At 47.3% G+C, this 17,374-nt stretch carries 15 protein-coding genes; 4 read left to right on the top strand and 11 right to left on the bottom strand.

Annotated elements, in window-relative coordinates:
• Positions 1-46: 46 nt before the first annotated feature.
• Positions 47-1,756, bottom strand: a complete 1,710-nt coding sequence (locus tag ACYVGO_RS32495) for a tetratricopeptide repeat protein (RefSeq protein ID WP_460972904.1) — start codon at positions 1,754-1,756, stop codon at positions 47-49.
• 278 nt (positions 1,757-2,034) lie between these two features.
• Between ACYVGO_RS32495 and ACYVGO_RS32490 the strand changes: the two genes are divergently transcribed.
• Positions 2,035-2,175, top strand: a complete 141-nt coding sequence (locus ACYVGO_RS32490; RefSeq protein WP_460972903.1) for a response regulator — start codon at positions 2,035-2,037, stop codon at positions 2,173-2,175.
• 144 nt (positions 2,176-2,319) lie between these two features.
• Here ACYVGO_RS32490 and ACYVGO_RS32485 read toward each other — a convergent pair whose 3' ends face one another.
• Positions 2,320-2,538 (bottom strand): copper chaperone, encoded by a 219-nt coding sequence (locus ACYVGO_RS32485; protein ID WP_460972902.1) that lies wholly within the window; start codon positions 2,536-2,538, stop codon positions 2,320-2,322.
• A gap of 30 nt (positions 2,539-2,568) precedes the next feature.
• Positions 2,569-3,486: a hypothetical protein gene (locus ACYVGO_RS32480; protein WP_460972901.1), complete on the bottom strand. Its 918-nt coding sequence runs from the start codon at positions 3,484-3,486 to the stop codon at positions 2,569-2,571.
• 163 nt (positions 3,487-3,649) lie between these two features.
• Between ACYVGO_RS32480 and ACYVGO_RS32475 the strand changes: the two genes are divergently transcribed.
• A complete protein-coding gene (locus ACYVGO_RS32475) occupies positions 3,650-5,053 on the top strand; it encodes a chloride channel protein (protein ID WP_460972900.1) in 1,404 nt (467 codons plus the stop codon).
• Positions 5,054-5,073: 20 nt separating this feature from the next.
• Here the strand turns inward: ACYVGO_RS32475 and ACYVGO_RS32470 are convergent, their stop codons facing one another.
• A complete protein-coding gene (locus tag ACYVGO_RS32470) occupies positions 5,074-6,327 on the bottom strand; it encodes a cation:proton antiporter (RefSeq protein WP_460972899.1) in 1,254 nt (417 codons plus the stop codon).
• A gap of 86 nt (positions 6,328-6,413) precedes the next feature.
• Between ACYVGO_RS32470 and ACYVGO_RS32465 the strand changes: the two genes are divergently transcribed.
• Complete coding sequence (locus tag ACYVGO_RS32465; protein WP_460972898.1) at positions 6,414-7,808, top strand: DUF389 domain-containing protein; 1,395 nt, start codon at positions 6,414-6,416, stop codon at positions 7,806-7,808.
• Between the two features lie 33 nt (positions 7,809-7,841).
• Here ACYVGO_RS32465 and ACYVGO_RS32460 read toward each other — a convergent pair whose 3' ends face one another.
• The 7 genes from ACYVGO_RS32460 to ACYVGO_RS32430 form a co-directional block, all read right to left on the bottom strand.
• Positions 7,842-8,045: a hypothetical protein gene (locus ACYVGO_RS32460; protein WP_460972897.1), complete on the bottom strand. Its 204-nt coding sequence runs from the start codon at positions 8,043-8,045 to the stop codon at positions 7,842-7,844.
• 111 nt (positions 8,046-8,156) lie between these two features.
• Positions 8,157-9,521, bottom strand: a complete 1,365-nt coding sequence (locus ACYVGO_RS32455) for a sensor histidine kinase (protein ID WP_460972896.1) — start codon at positions 9,519-9,521, stop codon at positions 8,157-8,159.
• On the bottom strand, positions 9,518-10,195 hold the full coding sequence (locus ACYVGO_RS32450) for a response regulator transcription factor (RefSeq protein WP_460972895.1): 678 nt from the start codon (positions 10,193-10,195) through the stop codon (positions 9,518-9,520). The genes ACYVGO_RS32455 and ACYVGO_RS32450 overlap by 4 nt, the downstream gene beginning before the upstream one ends.
• Before the next feature lie 609 nt (positions 10,196-10,804).
• A complete protein-coding gene (locus ACYVGO_RS32445) occupies positions 10,805-13,021 on the bottom strand; it encodes a bifunctional alpha,alpha-trehalose-phosphate synthase (UDP-forming)/trehalose-phosphatase (protein WP_460972893.1) in 2,217 nt (738 codons plus the stop codon).
• A gap of 220 nt (positions 13,022-13,241) precedes the next feature.
• Positions 13,242-14,474, bottom strand: coding sequence for a glycosyltransferase (locus ACYVGO_RS32440; protein WP_460972892.1), 1,233 nt, complete (start codon positions 14,472-14,474; stop codon positions 13,242-13,244).
• A gap of 93 nt (positions 14,475-14,567) precedes the next feature.
• On the bottom strand, positions 14,568-15,032 hold the full coding sequence (locus ACYVGO_RS32435) for a GbsR/MarR family transcriptional regulator (RefSeq protein WP_460972891.1): 465 nt from the start codon (positions 15,030-15,032) through the stop codon (positions 14,568-14,570).
• A 620-nt stretch (positions 15,033-15,652) separates the two neighbouring features.
• Positions 15,653-16,090 (bottom strand): response regulator, encoded by a 438-nt coding sequence (locus ACYVGO_RS32430; protein WP_460972890.1) that lies wholly within the window; start codon positions 16,088-16,090, stop codon positions 15,653-15,655.
• Positions 16,091-16,609: 519 nt separating this feature from the next.
• On the opposite strand from ACYVGO_RS32430, the gene ACYVGO_RS32425 reads away from it, so the two are divergent.
• Positions 16,610-17,374, top strand: a 765-nt coding sequence (locus ACYVGO_RS32425; RefSeq protein WP_460972889.1) for an alpha-amylase family glycosyl hydrolase, incomplete at its 3' end; no start/stop codon positions are given.

Genomic DNA, 17,374 nt, shown 5'->3' with positions numbered 1-17,374 from the left:
GTAGCGGTTCGAATCGGGCATGTTCAACAATGAAAAAGTAATACGTTTACTGACTGTCGGTTTCAGGAGCCGCAATCTTGGCTAAGTCCTTGTTTTGTGGAAAGAGCGCCAATCCTTTCTTCAGCCATTCATTTCGGGCAGTATCGTCTTTCGTAACCAGCTCATTGTAGGAAATCATATACTTGAAGGCCAGCAACAGGTCTTTTTTGTAGCGATTCTGTTCATCTTCCTTATCTGAAACCATACTAATAAACTGCTCGAAGTAGGGCTTCGCTTTTCCATTACGAACGGCCACTTCGGGCGTATAGGCGTAATAATTGGCCTTGGCCCGATATAATACCGTTGGGGCGTAGTCGGGTGAGGCTTTTTGGGCTAATGCCAGGGCTGAATCTGCCAGGGCGAAGCGTACCGTGTCTCGTACTAATTTTCCTAGACTATCCCGTTGAAAGCCAAGTGTGTAATTGCTCATGCCATAGCGGAATAAATCCTGTACATCGGCTTTGAAGTTGTGTTTCGCGGCCGAATCCAGGGCGGCTACTGCTTCGGGGTGTTTCTTGGCCCGGTAATAATACTTGGCCATGTCGCTATATAGATTCTCGGTTGTATCGAAGGGGGCAGCTTTAGCCAGATAAGTCACGCCAATGGAGTCATTGATTGCTTTCAGGGAATCGTTGCCGGGGTTTTCAATGCCCATATAGGCCATACCGAGGTATTTATAATCGTCAGGCATGGCTTTTTCCGGTGCTTTTTCCAGAAACGTACTAATATTTTGAATGGCTTTTTGCGGTTCTTTCAAGGACGAATACGCCCAGCCTTCAATTCGGTACACAATAGGATTCTGGGCTAATGCGGTGTGATTACTATCGATCAGATTGACCGCACGCTGATAATCTTTAGCCAGAAAATGAAACTGCGCCTGCCGTAACAGCGTCTCCTGACGCTTATCGTTCGATACGTTCACGTACTGGTCGATGTAGTTGGCGGCTTCTTTGTAGCGGTTGACCAGGAAATACAGTTCGGCTAACTGGTTATACGCAGGGGCGTAGTTGGCACTGGCTTCAATGGCTTTCTTATAGTTCTCCACGGCCAGATTCAGGTTGCGGCCCTGCCAGTAAATATCGCCGATCCGTTGGTACACCCGCGATGGATTCATGCCCAGTTCAAGCGCACTTTCGTAGCGGGTGACGGCCGTACCCGCATCTTTGTTCAGATAATATGCATCACCGAGGGCCAACTGGATGGCTGGGTTTTTCTTGTCCCGATCGGCGGCCCGGTTCAGGTAGTCAATGGCTTTTGCGGCATTGACCGCTTTTGGATAGCGGGGCTTAATGGAGCCGTCGCCGGGGGTTAGATAGCCTGTGTAGGCTTCCCCAATTCGAAACAGAATGTCGGCGTTTTTGCCTTTACTCCGGCTGATGACTTCCTCTAGTTTAGGATCGGCATTGGCATTATCGTTTTGTACGAGGTAGGTCAGAGCCGAGCCTGTTTGGTTTAATGGAATCCGTTTTTCATCCATCGAAATGCCTTTATAAAACCAGGCACGGGCCGAATCAGGTTTGCCTGCCCGGAGATAGCCATAGCCAGCGTCAAAAATAGTTTGATCCGATGGGCTTTGCTGAGCCGTTCGACTCAGGACTTGGGCAGCTTCGTCGAAGCGCCCCAGGCTCATTAATGTATTGGCATCGGGTGTTGGCGTCTGGGCAGTAACGCTGCATGCCAGTCCCGAGAGAAGTAATATTGATAGGTGCGTTTTCATGTTGCTTAGGATTTGTCCTTCAACCAGATGATCGATTAGTGCATCTCTGAAGTCAGGGACAAATTACCACCCAGACCTAAGAGGGGGCTTAAAGACTGCTTAGAAAAGGCTTAGAGAGGGGAGAATACGGAACGGAAATGCAGGGCAACAGGCAGGTGTAAATACAAAGGTCAACCGCTCTGACTTATCTGAGTGAGTAAAATAAACGTACTTTGTCGGGTCGGAAACAGGCATTTTATAGTCGATAAAATGGCCCGCCAAGAATGGGTACTTTAGGTATGAAAATATTACTCGTTGAAGATGAAGTGAGCCTGGCGTCGTTCATTCGCAAAGGTGTGGAGAGCGAAGGCTACGAAATCGATTTGGCGTACGACGGTCAGGTGGGACAGCGTCTGGCGGATAATAATTCGTACGAGTAGGTTTTTGGCGACTTAAAACCAGGAGATATTACTCTGAAAACGGCCACTGAGGACCTCGACGACCGAGCAGTCGTGAAAACCCAACTCGTAAATCAGTAGGGGCAGAATGGTAAACCAGTCTCAATAGGCCAACTAATTCACGGCTTATCTGACGATAGTTTCTGCCCAATAGCCTGCCTGCTCAACCGCTTTTTGTACAAGGTCAGCGATTCGATTATCCGTAGTTTGTACAGTCAGCAGGTTATCTGGCGAGTCGGTGTCAACATTCCAGCCGTCAAGCTGTTCGATATTGTTGAGGGGAAGCGTTACGGCAGTAATGGCCTTTTTGTCAGTCAGGTTGGTTTTGAAGTTTAGCGTTTCCATCGAGTTGAGTTAGTGATGTTGTATAGATAACTAAAAGAACCAGAAACTGTCCCGAAGTCGGAAGTCAACGGAGCCTAAATAGGCGTTTTTGGTGTAAACCGATGCCCGGTATATACCCGGCTTCAGGGGTTTATCAGGCGTCAAACGGATCGAGATTCGTGTTGGTTTTCCAGTAAAAATCACCCGTTGAATGGCATGAACCGGTACAACTTCATTGACTGTTTCCAGAACAACCGTTTCGGTACGTAAGGGTGGCATTACAGGATTGTGCTGAGGGTCGGTCAGGCTCACGAATACTTCCTGAATGGAATCTAGTTGTAATTCCGGCGGTACATTGAGCGAAATAGTTACTGTATTGACCTTTTTTGCTTTCGCGGTTTCTTTATGATTTCCCTTGGTGGATTCAACCATAAACTCATCGCCTGTAATGGCCGAGCGAGGAACCTTTGTTTGTAAGGTCGTATTCAGATCATTTATTTTTTGTTGTAGCTCTTTTGCCTCTTTGAATAGTAGCCCATTCGAATCAGTTAGCCAACTGATTTTATCATTCATGGCAGCTAGCTGGTTTTCTAAACTATCACGAATGGTTGTCATTGAATCCAGATTATGATGAAGGCCATAAATGGTGCCTGTACGCAACCTGTTTTGCTGACGAAGTTGTCTCTCCAGGGCATCCCGTTTGTACAATTGGCCATGTAAGGCACTGATGCGTTTACCTAGCGATTCGTTCTCACTAGTGGCCGTTTCCAGTTGACTCGTCAGGCTGCGAACATCGCCTTCGAGCTGAAATTTGACCGACAGGAGCGAATCGGCCCGCCGTTCTTCCTGATCAAAGCGGTCAACCAGGGTTCGGGTTTTATCCAAATACAGGCCACCAACCACACCAAGGGTGAGTAGCATGGCCAGAATAGCGGTCAGCGGTGTCGACGTTTGTGAAGTTGTTTCCATACGGATAATAATTTGTTGGCGTATTGGCGAATGAGACAAAGGTGATCCCCGCTGGTTATAAAGGAATTAGAGACTTCTTAGAATTTGCTTAGACTTTGCGCTTCGCCTAATCATCTGCGAATAACAGGCGTTATCAGTACAACTCAACCCCACTTTTTACGGCATGGCGAATAGACCTTCCCGATACGCACAGGTACTGGCCTGGCTTGATCAGCACATTATCAAGCGGATATACACCGAGCGTGTGCGCCGAGTTATTCTTCAAAGCCTGCCGTTTTGGGTAGCTTCTCTGCTGACTGGTCTTGTTGCTGTTGGTTACGAAGAACTGTTTGTCTGGGCGGAAAAAACCAGTTTTACCTGGATTCAAACGCACCCGATGCTTGTGTTTGTAACCACCCCGTTGGCCTTCCTGCTTGCGTGGCTGGTGGTGGCAAAACTGGCTCCGGCGGCACGGGGTAGCGGTATTCCGCAGGTGATGGCAGATATTGAACTGTCAAATCCCAGGACCCATCACCACACGGCTTATCTGCTCAGTATGCGGGTAGCCATTGTGAAAGTTCTTAGTAGTGTCGTACTGCTGATTGGGGGTGGCGTGATTGGACGGGAAGGGCCGACTATTCAGATTTCGGCCGCCATTTTTCGGGCCATCAATCGACTGCAACCGGCGGGTTGGCCGCAACTGTCCCGACAAATTGCACTCGTTACGGGCGGAGCCGCTGGGCTGGCCGCTGCCTTTAATACGCCACTGGGTGGAATCGTCTTCGTGGTGGAAGAATTAACCCAAACGCACATCACTCGTTTTCGCACCGCTGTTTTTACGGCGGTGATTATTGCTGGTATGACCGCACAGGCGATTCTGGGACCTTATTTATACCTGGGTTTTCCGAAAGTGACGGTTTCGACCGGCTGGTTTTTGTGCGTAGTAGTGCTAGTGGCCATGATTTCTGGTTTAGCGGGTGCCGTGTTTGCCAAAGCGTTATTATGGATCAATGCCTACCGTCGCCGGTTTCGTACCAGTCGGGAGCAGGCTGTGTGGGTAGCAGCCTGCGGGATGGTACTAGCTGGATTGGCCTATCTGGTCGGCACCGATGCTGTTGGTACGGGGAAGCCTATTATTAACCGGCTCCTGTTTCAGAACGATCACCTGACGCCCTGGTATCTGTTTCCAGTACGGTTCGCGGGTATGGCGCTCAGTTACAGCAGCGGGGCAGCAGGTGGCGTTTTTGCCACCTCATTAAGCGCCGGAGCCATTATGGGTAATGGGCTGGCCCGACTGATCCGGGTAACGCCCAGTGATACGAATCTGGTCATTCTGGTGAGTATGGTAAGCTTTCTGACGGGGGTCGTTCGCTCCCCGTTTACAGCGGCTATTCTGGTACTGGAAATGACCGATCGGCATTCGGCTATTTTTCAATTACTGTTGGGTGGACTGATGGCGCAGGGGGCCGCGTCGCTGGTTGATCCGGTATCGTTCTATGAGCACCTGAAAGCCGGGTTTATGCGCGAAACGATGGCGCAACCTACCACGGGGCCAAAAGAGATTGGCAAAGCAATTGAAGTCGACTAGAATGCCAACGACTTCAGAATCTACTTTGATTTTTCAGGTGGATATAGTCGCCGAATGAGCCGCTCCATGGTTAACCCCTGACCAATGACGGAAAATAGAACCACGGCGTAGGTAATGGTTACCAGCAGGTCTTTATGTGGCAAGGCATTGGGAATCGAAAGCGCCATGGCTATGGAAAGCCCTCCCCGCAAACCGCCCCAGGTTAGCATAAGTGGGGCGTTGTCGTCGAGGCCAAGCCAGTGTCTGGCCAGCCGAAATGGGAGCCAGATGGAGATAAATCGCGCCAGCACAACCACCAGAATCATGACGCCACAGATGAGCCAGTAGCCTGTCTGGAAATCAATCAGCAATAATTCGAGGCCAATCAATACAAAGAGCAGGGCGTTCAAAATGCTGTCGAGCAATTCCCAAAACTTGTCAATGTACTCTTCGGTCTTGTGACTCATGGCTTCCTCTCTGGCCTGATCACCGACAAACAAACCGGCCACCACCATGGCCAGCGGCCCGGAAATATGCAGCTTCTGAGCCAGCAGGTAGCCCCCCATGACGCCTGCTAAGGTGATAATTACTTCCGTTTGGTAGTGATTAATAGAGCGAAGGAGCCAGAACATAGCATAGCCGAGTGCCAGGCCAAACAAGATCCCTCCACCCGCTTCTTCTAAAAATAAGAGCCCAATATCACCTCCACTGATACTATCGGCCCCATTCACAACGATGCGGTAAATGGAGGCAAACACGACCACGCCAACCCCATCATTGAATAGCGATTCACCTACAATATTCAGTTTTACCGATTCGGGCAACTTGAATTTGGCCAGTATTCCCAGTACGGCAATGGGATCAGTGGGTGAAATGAGCGCCCCAAATAGTAAGCAAAGTGGATAAGACAAGGTAAATCCGAACCAACCGGCTATAAAATAAAGTCCTGATCCAACCAAGGCAGTGCTGAGGAGTACGCCGACCAGTGCAAATAGCATTACAGACCGCTTTTCGATTCGTAATTGGGCCGCGTCGGTATGAAAGGCTCCGGCAAAGAGCAGAAAACTAAGCATGACATCGAATAATACACGCCCAAAATCAATATCTGCCACCGTTTGTCGAATCAACGTTAACCAGGCGGGATGAATGGCGTTCAAGCCCAGCAGCAAAACCGAAAAGCCCAGCGAGAGCACCATAATGCCAATGGCATCGGGCAATTTGAGCCATCGCGTATTAAGATAAGCAAAGAGGGCAGAGATGACAATGAGGAGGGTAATGAGGGTAAATAAGTCCATTGGAGAGAAGAATTACACAAGATTGCACTAAATTTCATTTGAAAAAACGTATCGCCAGAGATACAACCGTAATTTCCTGACCTGTTATGATTGTAAACGACCCTAATTTACCTCGAACCAAACGTCCTGATATGCTGGCTCGCTTCGGTGGGTTTATTCGGGAACGATTTAGCCTGGAAGAAGATAAAGAGGACGAAGCGGCCATTATTCAATCCATTAGTCGGGGTATTGAGTTCCGGGGTATTAATCTGTGGACGCTGATTTTTGCCATTTTAATTGCTTCTATCGGGCTGAATGTTAATTCTACAGCTGTCATCATCGGGGCTATGCTGATCTCACCGCTGATGGGCCCAATTATGGGAATCGGCCTGGGCATTGGTATTAATGATCTAACCATGATTCAGCAGGCGCTGAAGAATTTAAGTATTGCCGTTTTTATCAGTCTGCTCACCTCTACGGTTTACTTTTTAATCAGCCCGCTCCACATTGCTCAATCGGAACTCCTGGCCCGAACATCGCCCACCGTCTGGGATGCGTTCATTGCCTTTTTTGGCGGTCTGGCAGGCATTGTGGCCGGTTCTCGTCGAGATAAAATTACCAATGTGGTTCCAGGCGTGGCCATTGCAACGGCGCTGATGCCCCCTATTTGCACGGCGGGTTATGGACTGGCGTCGGGTAATCTGTATTACTTTGCGGGTGCGTTTTACCTGTTTCTCATCAATAGCGTTTGCATTAGTTTAGCCACGTTTCTAATTGTCCGGTTTCTGGGTTACCACCAGAAAGAATATCCTGCGCCTGACATAGAACGTCGGGTACGGAACACGATCTGGGTCGCGGTACTGATTGTCGTGGTACCGAGCAGCTACCTTGGGTATCAGATTGTTCGTAAAACCATTTTCGAGCAGAACGCCAAACGATTTGTTACCAACGAATGTAATTTTGAGTATCGGCAACTGGTCAGTTATACTGCCCGCTACAATCGGCATCAAAGTACACTGGAACTCACGCTAGTTGGGGAGCCATTTCCGAAAGATTCCATCAATCTGCTTCGGGCCAAAATGCCCCCATATGGCCTGGCCGATGCGCAACTCATTGTCAAACAGGGCAGTTTCAAGGATGCTGAAATCGATGTCGATGCGCTTAAAAACACGGTCACCGATCAGGTTATTAAATACAGTCAGTCGTCTATTGCCCGCAAAGATCACATCATTGATTCATTACGGCGGTATATCGACCTCACCCAATCTACCCGTCTGTCGGTAGCTGATCTGCGAAATGAACTTAAAACGCTCATGCCTGATGTACAAACCTTTACGGCTGCCCAGTCATTGGTCATGAGTCGGAATAGTAACCGACCCGATACGGTCATGCTGGTGTACGCCAAGTTCTCCCGCAGGCATACGGCTTCAGAACGTCAGCGCATAGAAAAGTGGCTCCAGAGTCGAACGAAAAGTAAGCGCATTAAGCTGCTGGTTGAGTAGCCGTTGGATCATCAAGACTGTTCCCGCCACTTATCATAGGATGCTGGGAATGTCTACCAGCCAGGCAATAAGTATAGTGAGTAAGAATAAGATACTTACCCAGATGAGTAACCAATCCGGTTGGCGAGGTGGTTTCTCACCGAGGGGATTTGTTGTTTTTTTTCGGACGGCATCTGGGCTCACAGGGCCGGGGGGGAAAAAAGGCGTATAGGGGTGAATTATGGTTTTATCAGTCATCGTACAGGTATGTTTACACACAATTGGGTGGGATTCTAAACAACCAAAGGTGACTTTCGCGACTTAAGATTCACTGATAAACTCCTTAGAATCTGCTTAGAAAAGACGTACTTACCGGGGCAACTTGATCGTAAATATCGTCGGCTGGCCAGGCATAGAGCTAACGCTAATCTGCCCTTGATGCAGGCGAATGATCCGCTCAACGAGCGATAAGCCGACACCGTAGCCGCGCACATCGGCCGTTTGCCGGCTTCGATAGAAGGGTTCAAAAATATAGGGCAGGTCGGCGGTTGGAATAGACTGGCCGGTATTCTGAATACTAATGTTCAGACTGGCGGGGTCAAAATTTACGTGGATCCGCGCCTGGCCGTTGTCAGAAAATTTGCAGGCATTTTCCGTCAGGTTTTTTAGCGCCGTGGCCAGTAAGGTTTTATTGCCCTGAACAGCAAGCTGGTCTGGATCATCGGGCAACGCACCCAGTTCTATATTTACCTTATAACGGGGATTGATGGCCGCCACCTGGTCGCGGATATCCCATACGATTTCGTCCATCCGCACCGTATCGGTGAGTAGGCCAATGGCATCTTCCTGGTTGACCTGGGAGAGTTGCAGTAATTCGTGGGTGAGAGCCGCCAGGTCGCCTACGTCATCTAGGACGGACCGAATCGTTTGCCGGTAAGCGTCTGGTTCCCGCTGATTTAACAAACTGACTTCCAGTTGCGAGCTGATTTGCGTGAGTGGGTTTTTTAGTTCGTGGGATACGTTGGCCACAAACATCCGCTGCAACCGAAAGGACTCCGCTACCCGGTCCAGCAATCGGTTAATCGTGGCCGACAATCGACTGATTTCATCCTCGTCTTTAGTAACGACCAGACGTTCATCCCGATTCCGCGGAAATATATCACTGACAATCTGGTCAATCTGCTGCATGGGTTGCAAGGCATCGCCCGCAAAAAACCAGCCTGAGAAGGCCGTCATACCGGCAATCAGGACAAATAAACCCGTCAAAGCCCACAGAAGACGCCGTAAAAATTCATCCCCGTAGGTGTTTTCGGCGCTGGCAATGACCACATACTGCCCCGAAGCCGTCATGAATCGGGTGCCCGACAGATAGTACCCATCCTGTTGAAAGTCCTTTTGTTTCGTCTGCCGAATATCAGCCAAAATGGATGTCGGTATCGTTACGTGTAGACTTTCATTGGTAAGGAAAATGAGCGAATCCCGGCCATCGAATACCATGATTTTCTGGTTCGGTAACTGATCTTTTCGGATTCGACCTAATTGCTGAATGAGTTTAGCGTCCAGCCGGTGGCGGATGAGCATATCACCTGTTGTATTGGCTTTTCGGTCGAGTCGCCGGTAAAAGTCGGAGGAAATGAAATACCAGCAGAAGGCATAGATACTCACAAACGCCAGCAGCAATATGCTGGATACCAGGCTTGTAAAGCGTAAAGTGAGCCGTTTGCGAATTGTCATTCTTCTTTAAACATATACCCCATCCCGAAATGGGTATGGATCAGCTTGGTCGGGAAGTTTCGATCAATCTTTTTACGGAGGTAATTAATGTAGACTTCCACGACGTTGGTGCCTGTATCGAAATTCAAATCCCAGACATGTTCGGCAATAGCCGGTTTCGACAACACGCGGCCCTGATTGCGCATCAGAAATTCCAGCAAGGCAAATTCGCGGGCGGTTAGCTCAATCGGTTGCTCGTCGCGCGTGACGGTTTTGGCATCCAGATTCATTTCAATCCCGCCATACCGCAGGGTTTGGGCGGTCAGCGACACCTGCGTACCCCGCTTGGTAAGGGCGCGTACTCGGGCCAGCAGTTCGGCAAACTGAAAGGGTTTGGTCAGGTATTGATCGGCTCCGGCATCGAAGCCCGAAATTTTATCGTCGGTTTCGCCTAAGGCGGTCAGCATCAGAATGGGGGTGGTTAACCCCTCGGCCCGTAACTGTCGGCAGAGTTCATACCCATTCAAACCGGGTAAAATCAAATCAGTAATAATGGCGGCATAGTTATTTTTCAGCGCCAGCCGTTTGGCAATCAGCCCGTCGTAGGCGATGTCGACTTCGAACTGGCTTTCTTCCAGTCCCTGCTGGATTGCCTGCAACGTTTTGGGTTCGTCTTCAACGACCAGTAGTTTCATGCGTAGTAAAGCTAAAGGTATTTTGCTTGGTTATAAGTCGGCTTATTTCAATGAAAAGTGAACCATGTTCATAGGTAAGTAAGCACATAACCAGCCTATTGTTTACGGTTCTAATCAAATTCTAAGGTTTCGTTAAGTTCCTCCTTATCACTCGACTATAGGTTGCCAGAATTAAGCGTGCTTAGGCGCTTTTTCATGCCATTGGCCCCAACGCCCACGTTCTCACTGATTAGGGCGGGTCAATGGTCATGAAAACGTAAGCCCGCGCGCTCCACCATAAACCCGAACCAGGATGATGACGTTTTTTATTATTGTCAGTATAATTCTTGTACTAGGCGTGCTAAGTTATTTGACCAGTGCCTGGTATGGCGTTAAATCGTCCAATACGGATAAATTACCGCCTTATTACGAACATTTACTCCGACAGTTAAAGGAAAAAGAAAATCAAGCTGAAAGAGCCGAAGACACTGTTAAAAAAGAGGAAGTCTCCAGTAACAGATAAACTAGTTAACTGGTCATCCACAAGGAGTCAGGCAACATACCGATCAGTCAACGTAAAAGCCAGTCTAACGAAACACTGGCTTTTTTTGATGTACGGTAGGTAAGGAATCAGGCTTCAATCAAGACATCATTCATTCGTTGTAACAGCGCTTCTACGTCCTGTTGCCGGGCTAGTCGATACCGGGCAAACGATACGCCCGAACCCACTTTCAGGGTATAGGCCCAGTTGGGCAACTGCCTAAACATGTCTTCGTCGGTCGTATCGTCGCCAATGCTGATAATAAAGTCATAGGGCTTTTGCTCGGCAATCGTTTGGGCTACCGTCCCTTTGCTGTGTTGAGCGGGTTTCACTTCCACCACTTTGTTGCCCTGAATAACGGTTAGGGGGATGGAGGATGCCACTCGCCGGAGCTGGGTAGCCAGGTCAATAGCCTGCCCTTCTACCTCCTCGCTCTCGGCCATTCGATAATGCCAGGCAATGGCCGTTTCTTTACCCTCGACAAATGAACCCGGAAAACGATCAACAAATTGGTGCATGGTTACCCGAACCGGATCAACCCAGTCATCCGTCGATAAGTCGAGACGCTGCCAGGGCTGATCCGGTTTTTTTAGAAAAGCCCCGTGCTCGGCTACCAGATGAACGGGAATACGGGTAAAGGTCGTTTCCAGAAACGACCGATTACGACCACTAATGACCACTACGTCACTGCTTTCGGCTAACTGGATAAGTATTCTTTGTAAGGATTCGGAAGGCCGGGCATCGGCGGGGTCATTCACAATAGGGGCCAGAGTTCCGTCGAAATCAACTAAGAGTAGTCGCTTACTTGCGCCGCTAAAGGCGGTCATGAAGGGCTGAATGGGCAAATCGGTTTCTAAATCGGTTGGGGTGGTTATCATATCGTTAATGGCAGTAAGAAAGTCATGGCTCCACCGGAAAACATTGTGATTTTGCAGGTGCTTTCGCATGTGCCCTAAACGTTTTTCCTGTTCGGCCGCTGGCATGAGCAATGCCTGTTTAATCGCATCGGCCACTTCCTGCGTGTCGGTTGGATTGATGATGATGGCATCACGTAGTTCCCGAGCTGCCCCGGCTAATTCACTTAAAATCAACACGCCTTTGAGGTCGTGTCGACTCGCAACAAATTCCTTGCAAACCAGATTCATGCCATCGCGAATGGGCGTAATCAGGGCAATATCGCAGGCGGTGTACAAGGCCAGTAGCTCTGTAAAGGTCAGCGACCGGTAGGAATATACGATTGGTCGCCAGCCGATGGTGCCAAACAGGCCGTTGATGCGCCCAACTGTCTCTTCAATCTCTCGTTTAAGCTCCTGGTACTGGCCAATCTTATCCCGCGATGGCACGACCGTCATCACGAAGGTCACCTGATCATGCCAATCCGGGTTCTGGATCAAAAATCGTTCGTACCCCTGTAATCGGGATGTAATGCCTTTGGTATAATCGAGCCGGTCAACCGAAAAGATGATCTTGTTGTGCCGGAGCAGATTCATGTAATGCTGCTGGATCGCGAAAACCTCGGCATCCTGGCCGCTTGAATTGAATTTATTAAAATCAATGCTGATGGGAAAATCTCTGACACGAATCGAGCGGTCGGGTAAAACGACGCGCTGCCCAATAATGGGTAAGTCCAGTACTTCCGCTACACTCTGCAAAAAATGCTGAGCATAATCGGTGGTGTGAAACCCAACGACATCGGCCCCCAGGACACCCTGAATGAGTGCTTGCCGCCATGTCCGGGGTAACAGTTTTATGATCTCGTAAGTGGGGAAAGGAATATGAAAGAAGTAGCCAATCGACGTATCCGGCATAGCCTGCCGGAGTAGATCGGGCAGTAACATCAACTGAAAATCGTGAATCCAGACTAAGTCGCCGGGTTCGATCAGGGTCGTTAGTTCCTCCAGAAAACGCGTATTGGCCTGCCTATAACAATCAAAATCGTGTTCTTTAAAGGAGGCATAGGAGGGGAAATAATGAAATAAAGGCCAGATCAAATCATTGCTAAATCCTTCATAAAAGCCTTTATGCACAGCCTCATCCATAAAAACCGGATGCGCCACAAACGTATCATTTTCCAGGGCAGAGGAGTCGAGTTGTTGAAGGGACGAATCGCCGTGCCCAACCCAGTGGATTTTGGTGGGTGATTTTTGCTGATTCTGACCCATTTGTTCAGCCATTGATAGCACAGCCGAAACGAGTCCCCCTGAATTTTGCTCGAGTTTGGACCCTTCATCCGTTTGTTGTATCGAAAAGGGTAGGCGATAAGAAACAATAAGTAATCGATTAAACGAGGAATTAAACGTTTTCATGGTGTTGATGCGCTACTGAACGCTCAGTGTAGACTAACAAATGACGAATCAACGACTTAGAGGGGGCTTAAGCAATTCTTAGAAACTCCTTAGAAGGGTAGAAGTGGACTGACTGATCCGAGTGTTTTGTTCTAATTCAAATCGTATGCATCCAATTGGGCGGTTAACCGCAATTCGAGAGGGGTTCTAATGGTTGGCCATATGCATGTAAAACGCTCTACTATAGCTGGGTGTTGCTTTCAATTACCTGAACTGCATTTAACAAGCCGTTCTCGGATTGCAAGAGCGACGCCATATCCTGGCAATTAGTATACAGCTTTTGAGTTGTTAAAAGCGCTTCTGTTTGGTACAAAAATTCAACTTCTGTCAAATTTTTAAGCGGTAACGGTTTCAGCGCACAGCCTTTCTGATAGGCTGCCTGCGCCCAAAAATGCTGATCGCCCAGGGGATATAATACTGGACAAGCCCAAAATGGTTTTCCGGCTCGCAAACATTCCGCCGATGTACCGATTCCCCCGTGGTGGATAACTGCTTTTACCAGTGGCATCAACTTTTCATAGGGAGCGGACTCGATAACTTTGATGGCTCCCTGCCCCTTCAGATCGGCCGTATTTTCAAAACCCCAACCCTTTACAATTAGAAACCGAATCCCCAGCTGCTGGGTAGCGGCCAGCACTGCCTGTTGAACGTTTAGAGCGGTCTTTATTGGCATGCTTCCAAACGTCAAAAGCAAAGGAGGCTTTCCCTTACGGATAAATTCCTTTACTTCCACCGACAAGTCTCCCGGCGAATTTCCGTACCAAAACCCCGTGAACTGGCTTTTCTGTGGATAATCCACTGGTTGAGCGAGTAGGTGTCGGCTAATTCCGTAGATCGATGGTAAGCCGGGATAGTTTTTTGCATCGGATGATAGCCCATTGGCTTGCCGAAATTCTCGAATGGGTTTATCCATCATTTTATAACTCCACTCGGTCAGCTTATAACTGAGTCGGTTAAGCATCTTCGGTAGGTGCAGGCCACTAAATACTGGATTGACAAACGAACCAGTAGCCTCAAAGGCGGGTACCACATTAGCCTGTATCATCTTCTTCGGAAACTGATCGGCGAAATACCCCGCTAACGTTTTTCCATGAAATAGAACCTTATCATTTGCTTTTGACACCTGATAAAATGTAGTCAGGGCATCTCGGATCATAGAGTGAATCACCGGTGCAACGTTTCGCTGAGCCAACAACGGATTTTTCATCAACTTTTTGCCTTCTTCGGAATCAAGTAATGCTTGAAAGTCAGCTTCCACCGGCGCAAAGTCCAGCTTGTAAGACTTCACTAGTGATTCAAAATTTTTAGGGGCAGACAGGGTTACCTGGTGACCTCGTTCTTGGAGAGCTTGCCCCAGTACGGCGTAGGGTTGCACATCACCACGGGTACCTAGAGTTAGAATTGCGATCTTCATAGTATTCGTTGATCATGTTGGGATGATATCGAAAAAGAAAATGTTTAATTTGGTTCTTTTAGTTCGAAACTAAAAGAACCAAATGGCCAAATTTTAAGTCGTTTGATTGTCAAGCGTGGTTAAACGTTTCCACCGCTCAAAAATGATCGGAAACTCAACTATCATCATTTTATAAAAACTTGATACGTTTAATAGCTCATTGGCAAACTCATCATCGCGACTACGGCTTTTACGGACATCGTCTAACATGGTCGAATAGATTTGAAAGCGGGCAGTCATTTCTTGTTGATCCAACATTTTCTCGAAATTCACCCTAAAATAGCGTTTACGCTGACCCCCAACGGTTTTTGAGTCTACCATATTCACCGATGAAAGCATTTTTAACGCTACAGATACGGCGCTTTTACTGACTGAGAAGTAGCTGATAAGTGCTTCAAATGTCGCTTGTTCAAGCTGGCTAAATAATAAATAAACAAAAATACGAGCTGCCACTGGTGTTAAGCCCATACTTTCCATAACAACTCCATACTGTTCTATTTTTTGGCGGTACGCTTCCACATCAATCAACTTAGGATTTCACAAAGGTAGAAATCTACAACTGGTTCACAATATTTAGAACCAAATTTTCGTTTGTTACGGCACTATTCAGCCAGGATCTACTACATACTAAGTAGGAAACTTAGCCCACAAAGGAAGTTCTAGACTGGGTTTAAAAATTATGTGCTTTTTTTGCCAATTTGGCTAGAAACCAAACAGTTACGAAAGTAACCTGAAAAGCCCTTTTTATGTAACTAGTTTCTGCCCCTGATTGGGTATTTCTATAGGCCTATTACCGAATCACGACATTATTCCATCAATTGACCATAAGTGAAATATTGCGATTAACAAATAAACGCTTTTGTAATTTTACAAAGTGCAACTAGACTTTAGTTAAGTTCTTGAATAGCGCTCTTGTACATTGCCACTACCTGGTGTCAGTTGTAGTACTTCCAACGATCAATCACAATTTATTTGAAGTTGAAGTTTAACTACGCCTTTTTACGCCAACAGCATACAATAACATTTCCATAATATAGGACAATCATACCGTTTCAGCATACTGGATTTTCATCAACTCCATTTTTAAATAGTAGCTCTTTTCCACTCAAAGGATATTTATGGGAGTATTCACGTTTTATCTAGGTGGAAATTAGGGATGTCGAGGGGGTAAGAACCGTTTTTATCCAATACTCGCAGATTACCTTAAACAACCGATCTAATTGGGCAAACGTACTGGGCTTACTAATAAAGGAGTTAGCCCCTAATTGATAGCTGGCAAAAACTGTCTTTTCGTCCTCACTACCGCTTAAAACAAGAACCGGAATAGAATGAAAAGTGGGAGTTGTTCGAAGAAGTTGGAGTACTTCATATCCATTGATTCGGGGCATATCCAGATCCAACATGATCAGGGTTGGTAAATTCTCTTCTGGGCTAGCAAAAAGCTTAGCTAATAATTTTTTACCGTCTTCAAAGAAGGTCACCTCACAATCTGAATACGCTTTTAACGCTTCTTCGATTAGAATTCTGTCATCTTTATCATCATCTAATGCGTAAATACAGAACGTTCTATTATTCACATTTTTAACATAATCTGAAGGTTAACCCAAATATCCCATTTTAATACGACTGGCTCTAGCTTTTTGTTTTTATATGGTTAAATGAAGCTATTGATATTCATTCCTTTTCATATGCTGGCACATAATTATTCATCTAAATTAGACCTGATTGGCTACTCATATTACAATGGTAAAGGCGATTTGTGTGAAATAAATCCTCTCTCGAATTCGTACTTTATCACTATCCGCTTTTACTCAGGGTATCGCGACAGCGATCTTTGACCTTGGGGGCCGTAACTAAATTCCCCCTTTTCAACTAAGAATTGATTGGGTTTTCTACAGGATAACAGCAAGACTTTATTTCAGATTAAAAGCCTGTACTATATACCTCTAAGCATTTTCTAAGCAGATTGTAAGCCCATTCTTAGGCTGACGTGTCAACTTGCAGCCAGTCATTTCAAGTCAGTGGTTCAGCCGGAAACGCTGGTTCATGCTACGCAAATGCAGCAGCCAACTACTATACCTTACTCGTATTTCACTATGTCAAAAAATAATCTGGACCTATCCGATAACCTCTTTTGGTATAAAGACGCCATCATTTACGAATTACACATCAAAGCGTTCCGCGACGGTAACGGTGACGGAATCGGTGATTTTCAGGGTCTGCTTGAAAAGTTAGACTACTTGCAGGAGTTAGGCATAACGGCCATCTGGCTGCTGCCGTTCTATCCGTCACCCCTGCGCGACGATGGCTATGATATTGCGGATTATTACACCATAAATAAGTCATATGGGGATATCGAACAGTTTAAAACCCTGCTCGAAGAAGCCCACCAGCGTAACCTGAAAATCATTACGGAGCTAGTTATTAACCACTCTTCCGATCAGCACCCCTGGTTTCAACGTGCCCGAAGAGCACCCAAAGGATCACCCGAACGGGATTATTATGTCTGGACCGACGACCCAACCCAATACAAAGATGTTCGGATTATTTTTCAGGATTTCGAGAAATCTAACTGGACCTGGGATCATGAGGCTCAGCAGTATTACTGGCACCGCTTTTTCCATCACCAGCCTGATCTGAATTACGACAACCCACTGGTCCAGGAAGAAGTAGTCAGGATGATCGACTACTGGTGCGAGCTTGGTGTGGATGGGTTTCGGCTTGACGCCGTTCCATATCTGTTTGAACGCGAGGGTACCAATGGCGAAAATCTGCCCGAAACCCATGCCTTTCTGAAAACGCTTCGAAAACATGTAGACGATCATTTTCCCGGCGTGGTCTTTCTGGCCGAAGCCAATATG

It is taken from the genome of Spirosoma migulaei, assembly GCF_054776855.1.
This window is presented reverse-complemented; position numbering and strand designations above follow the sequence as displayed.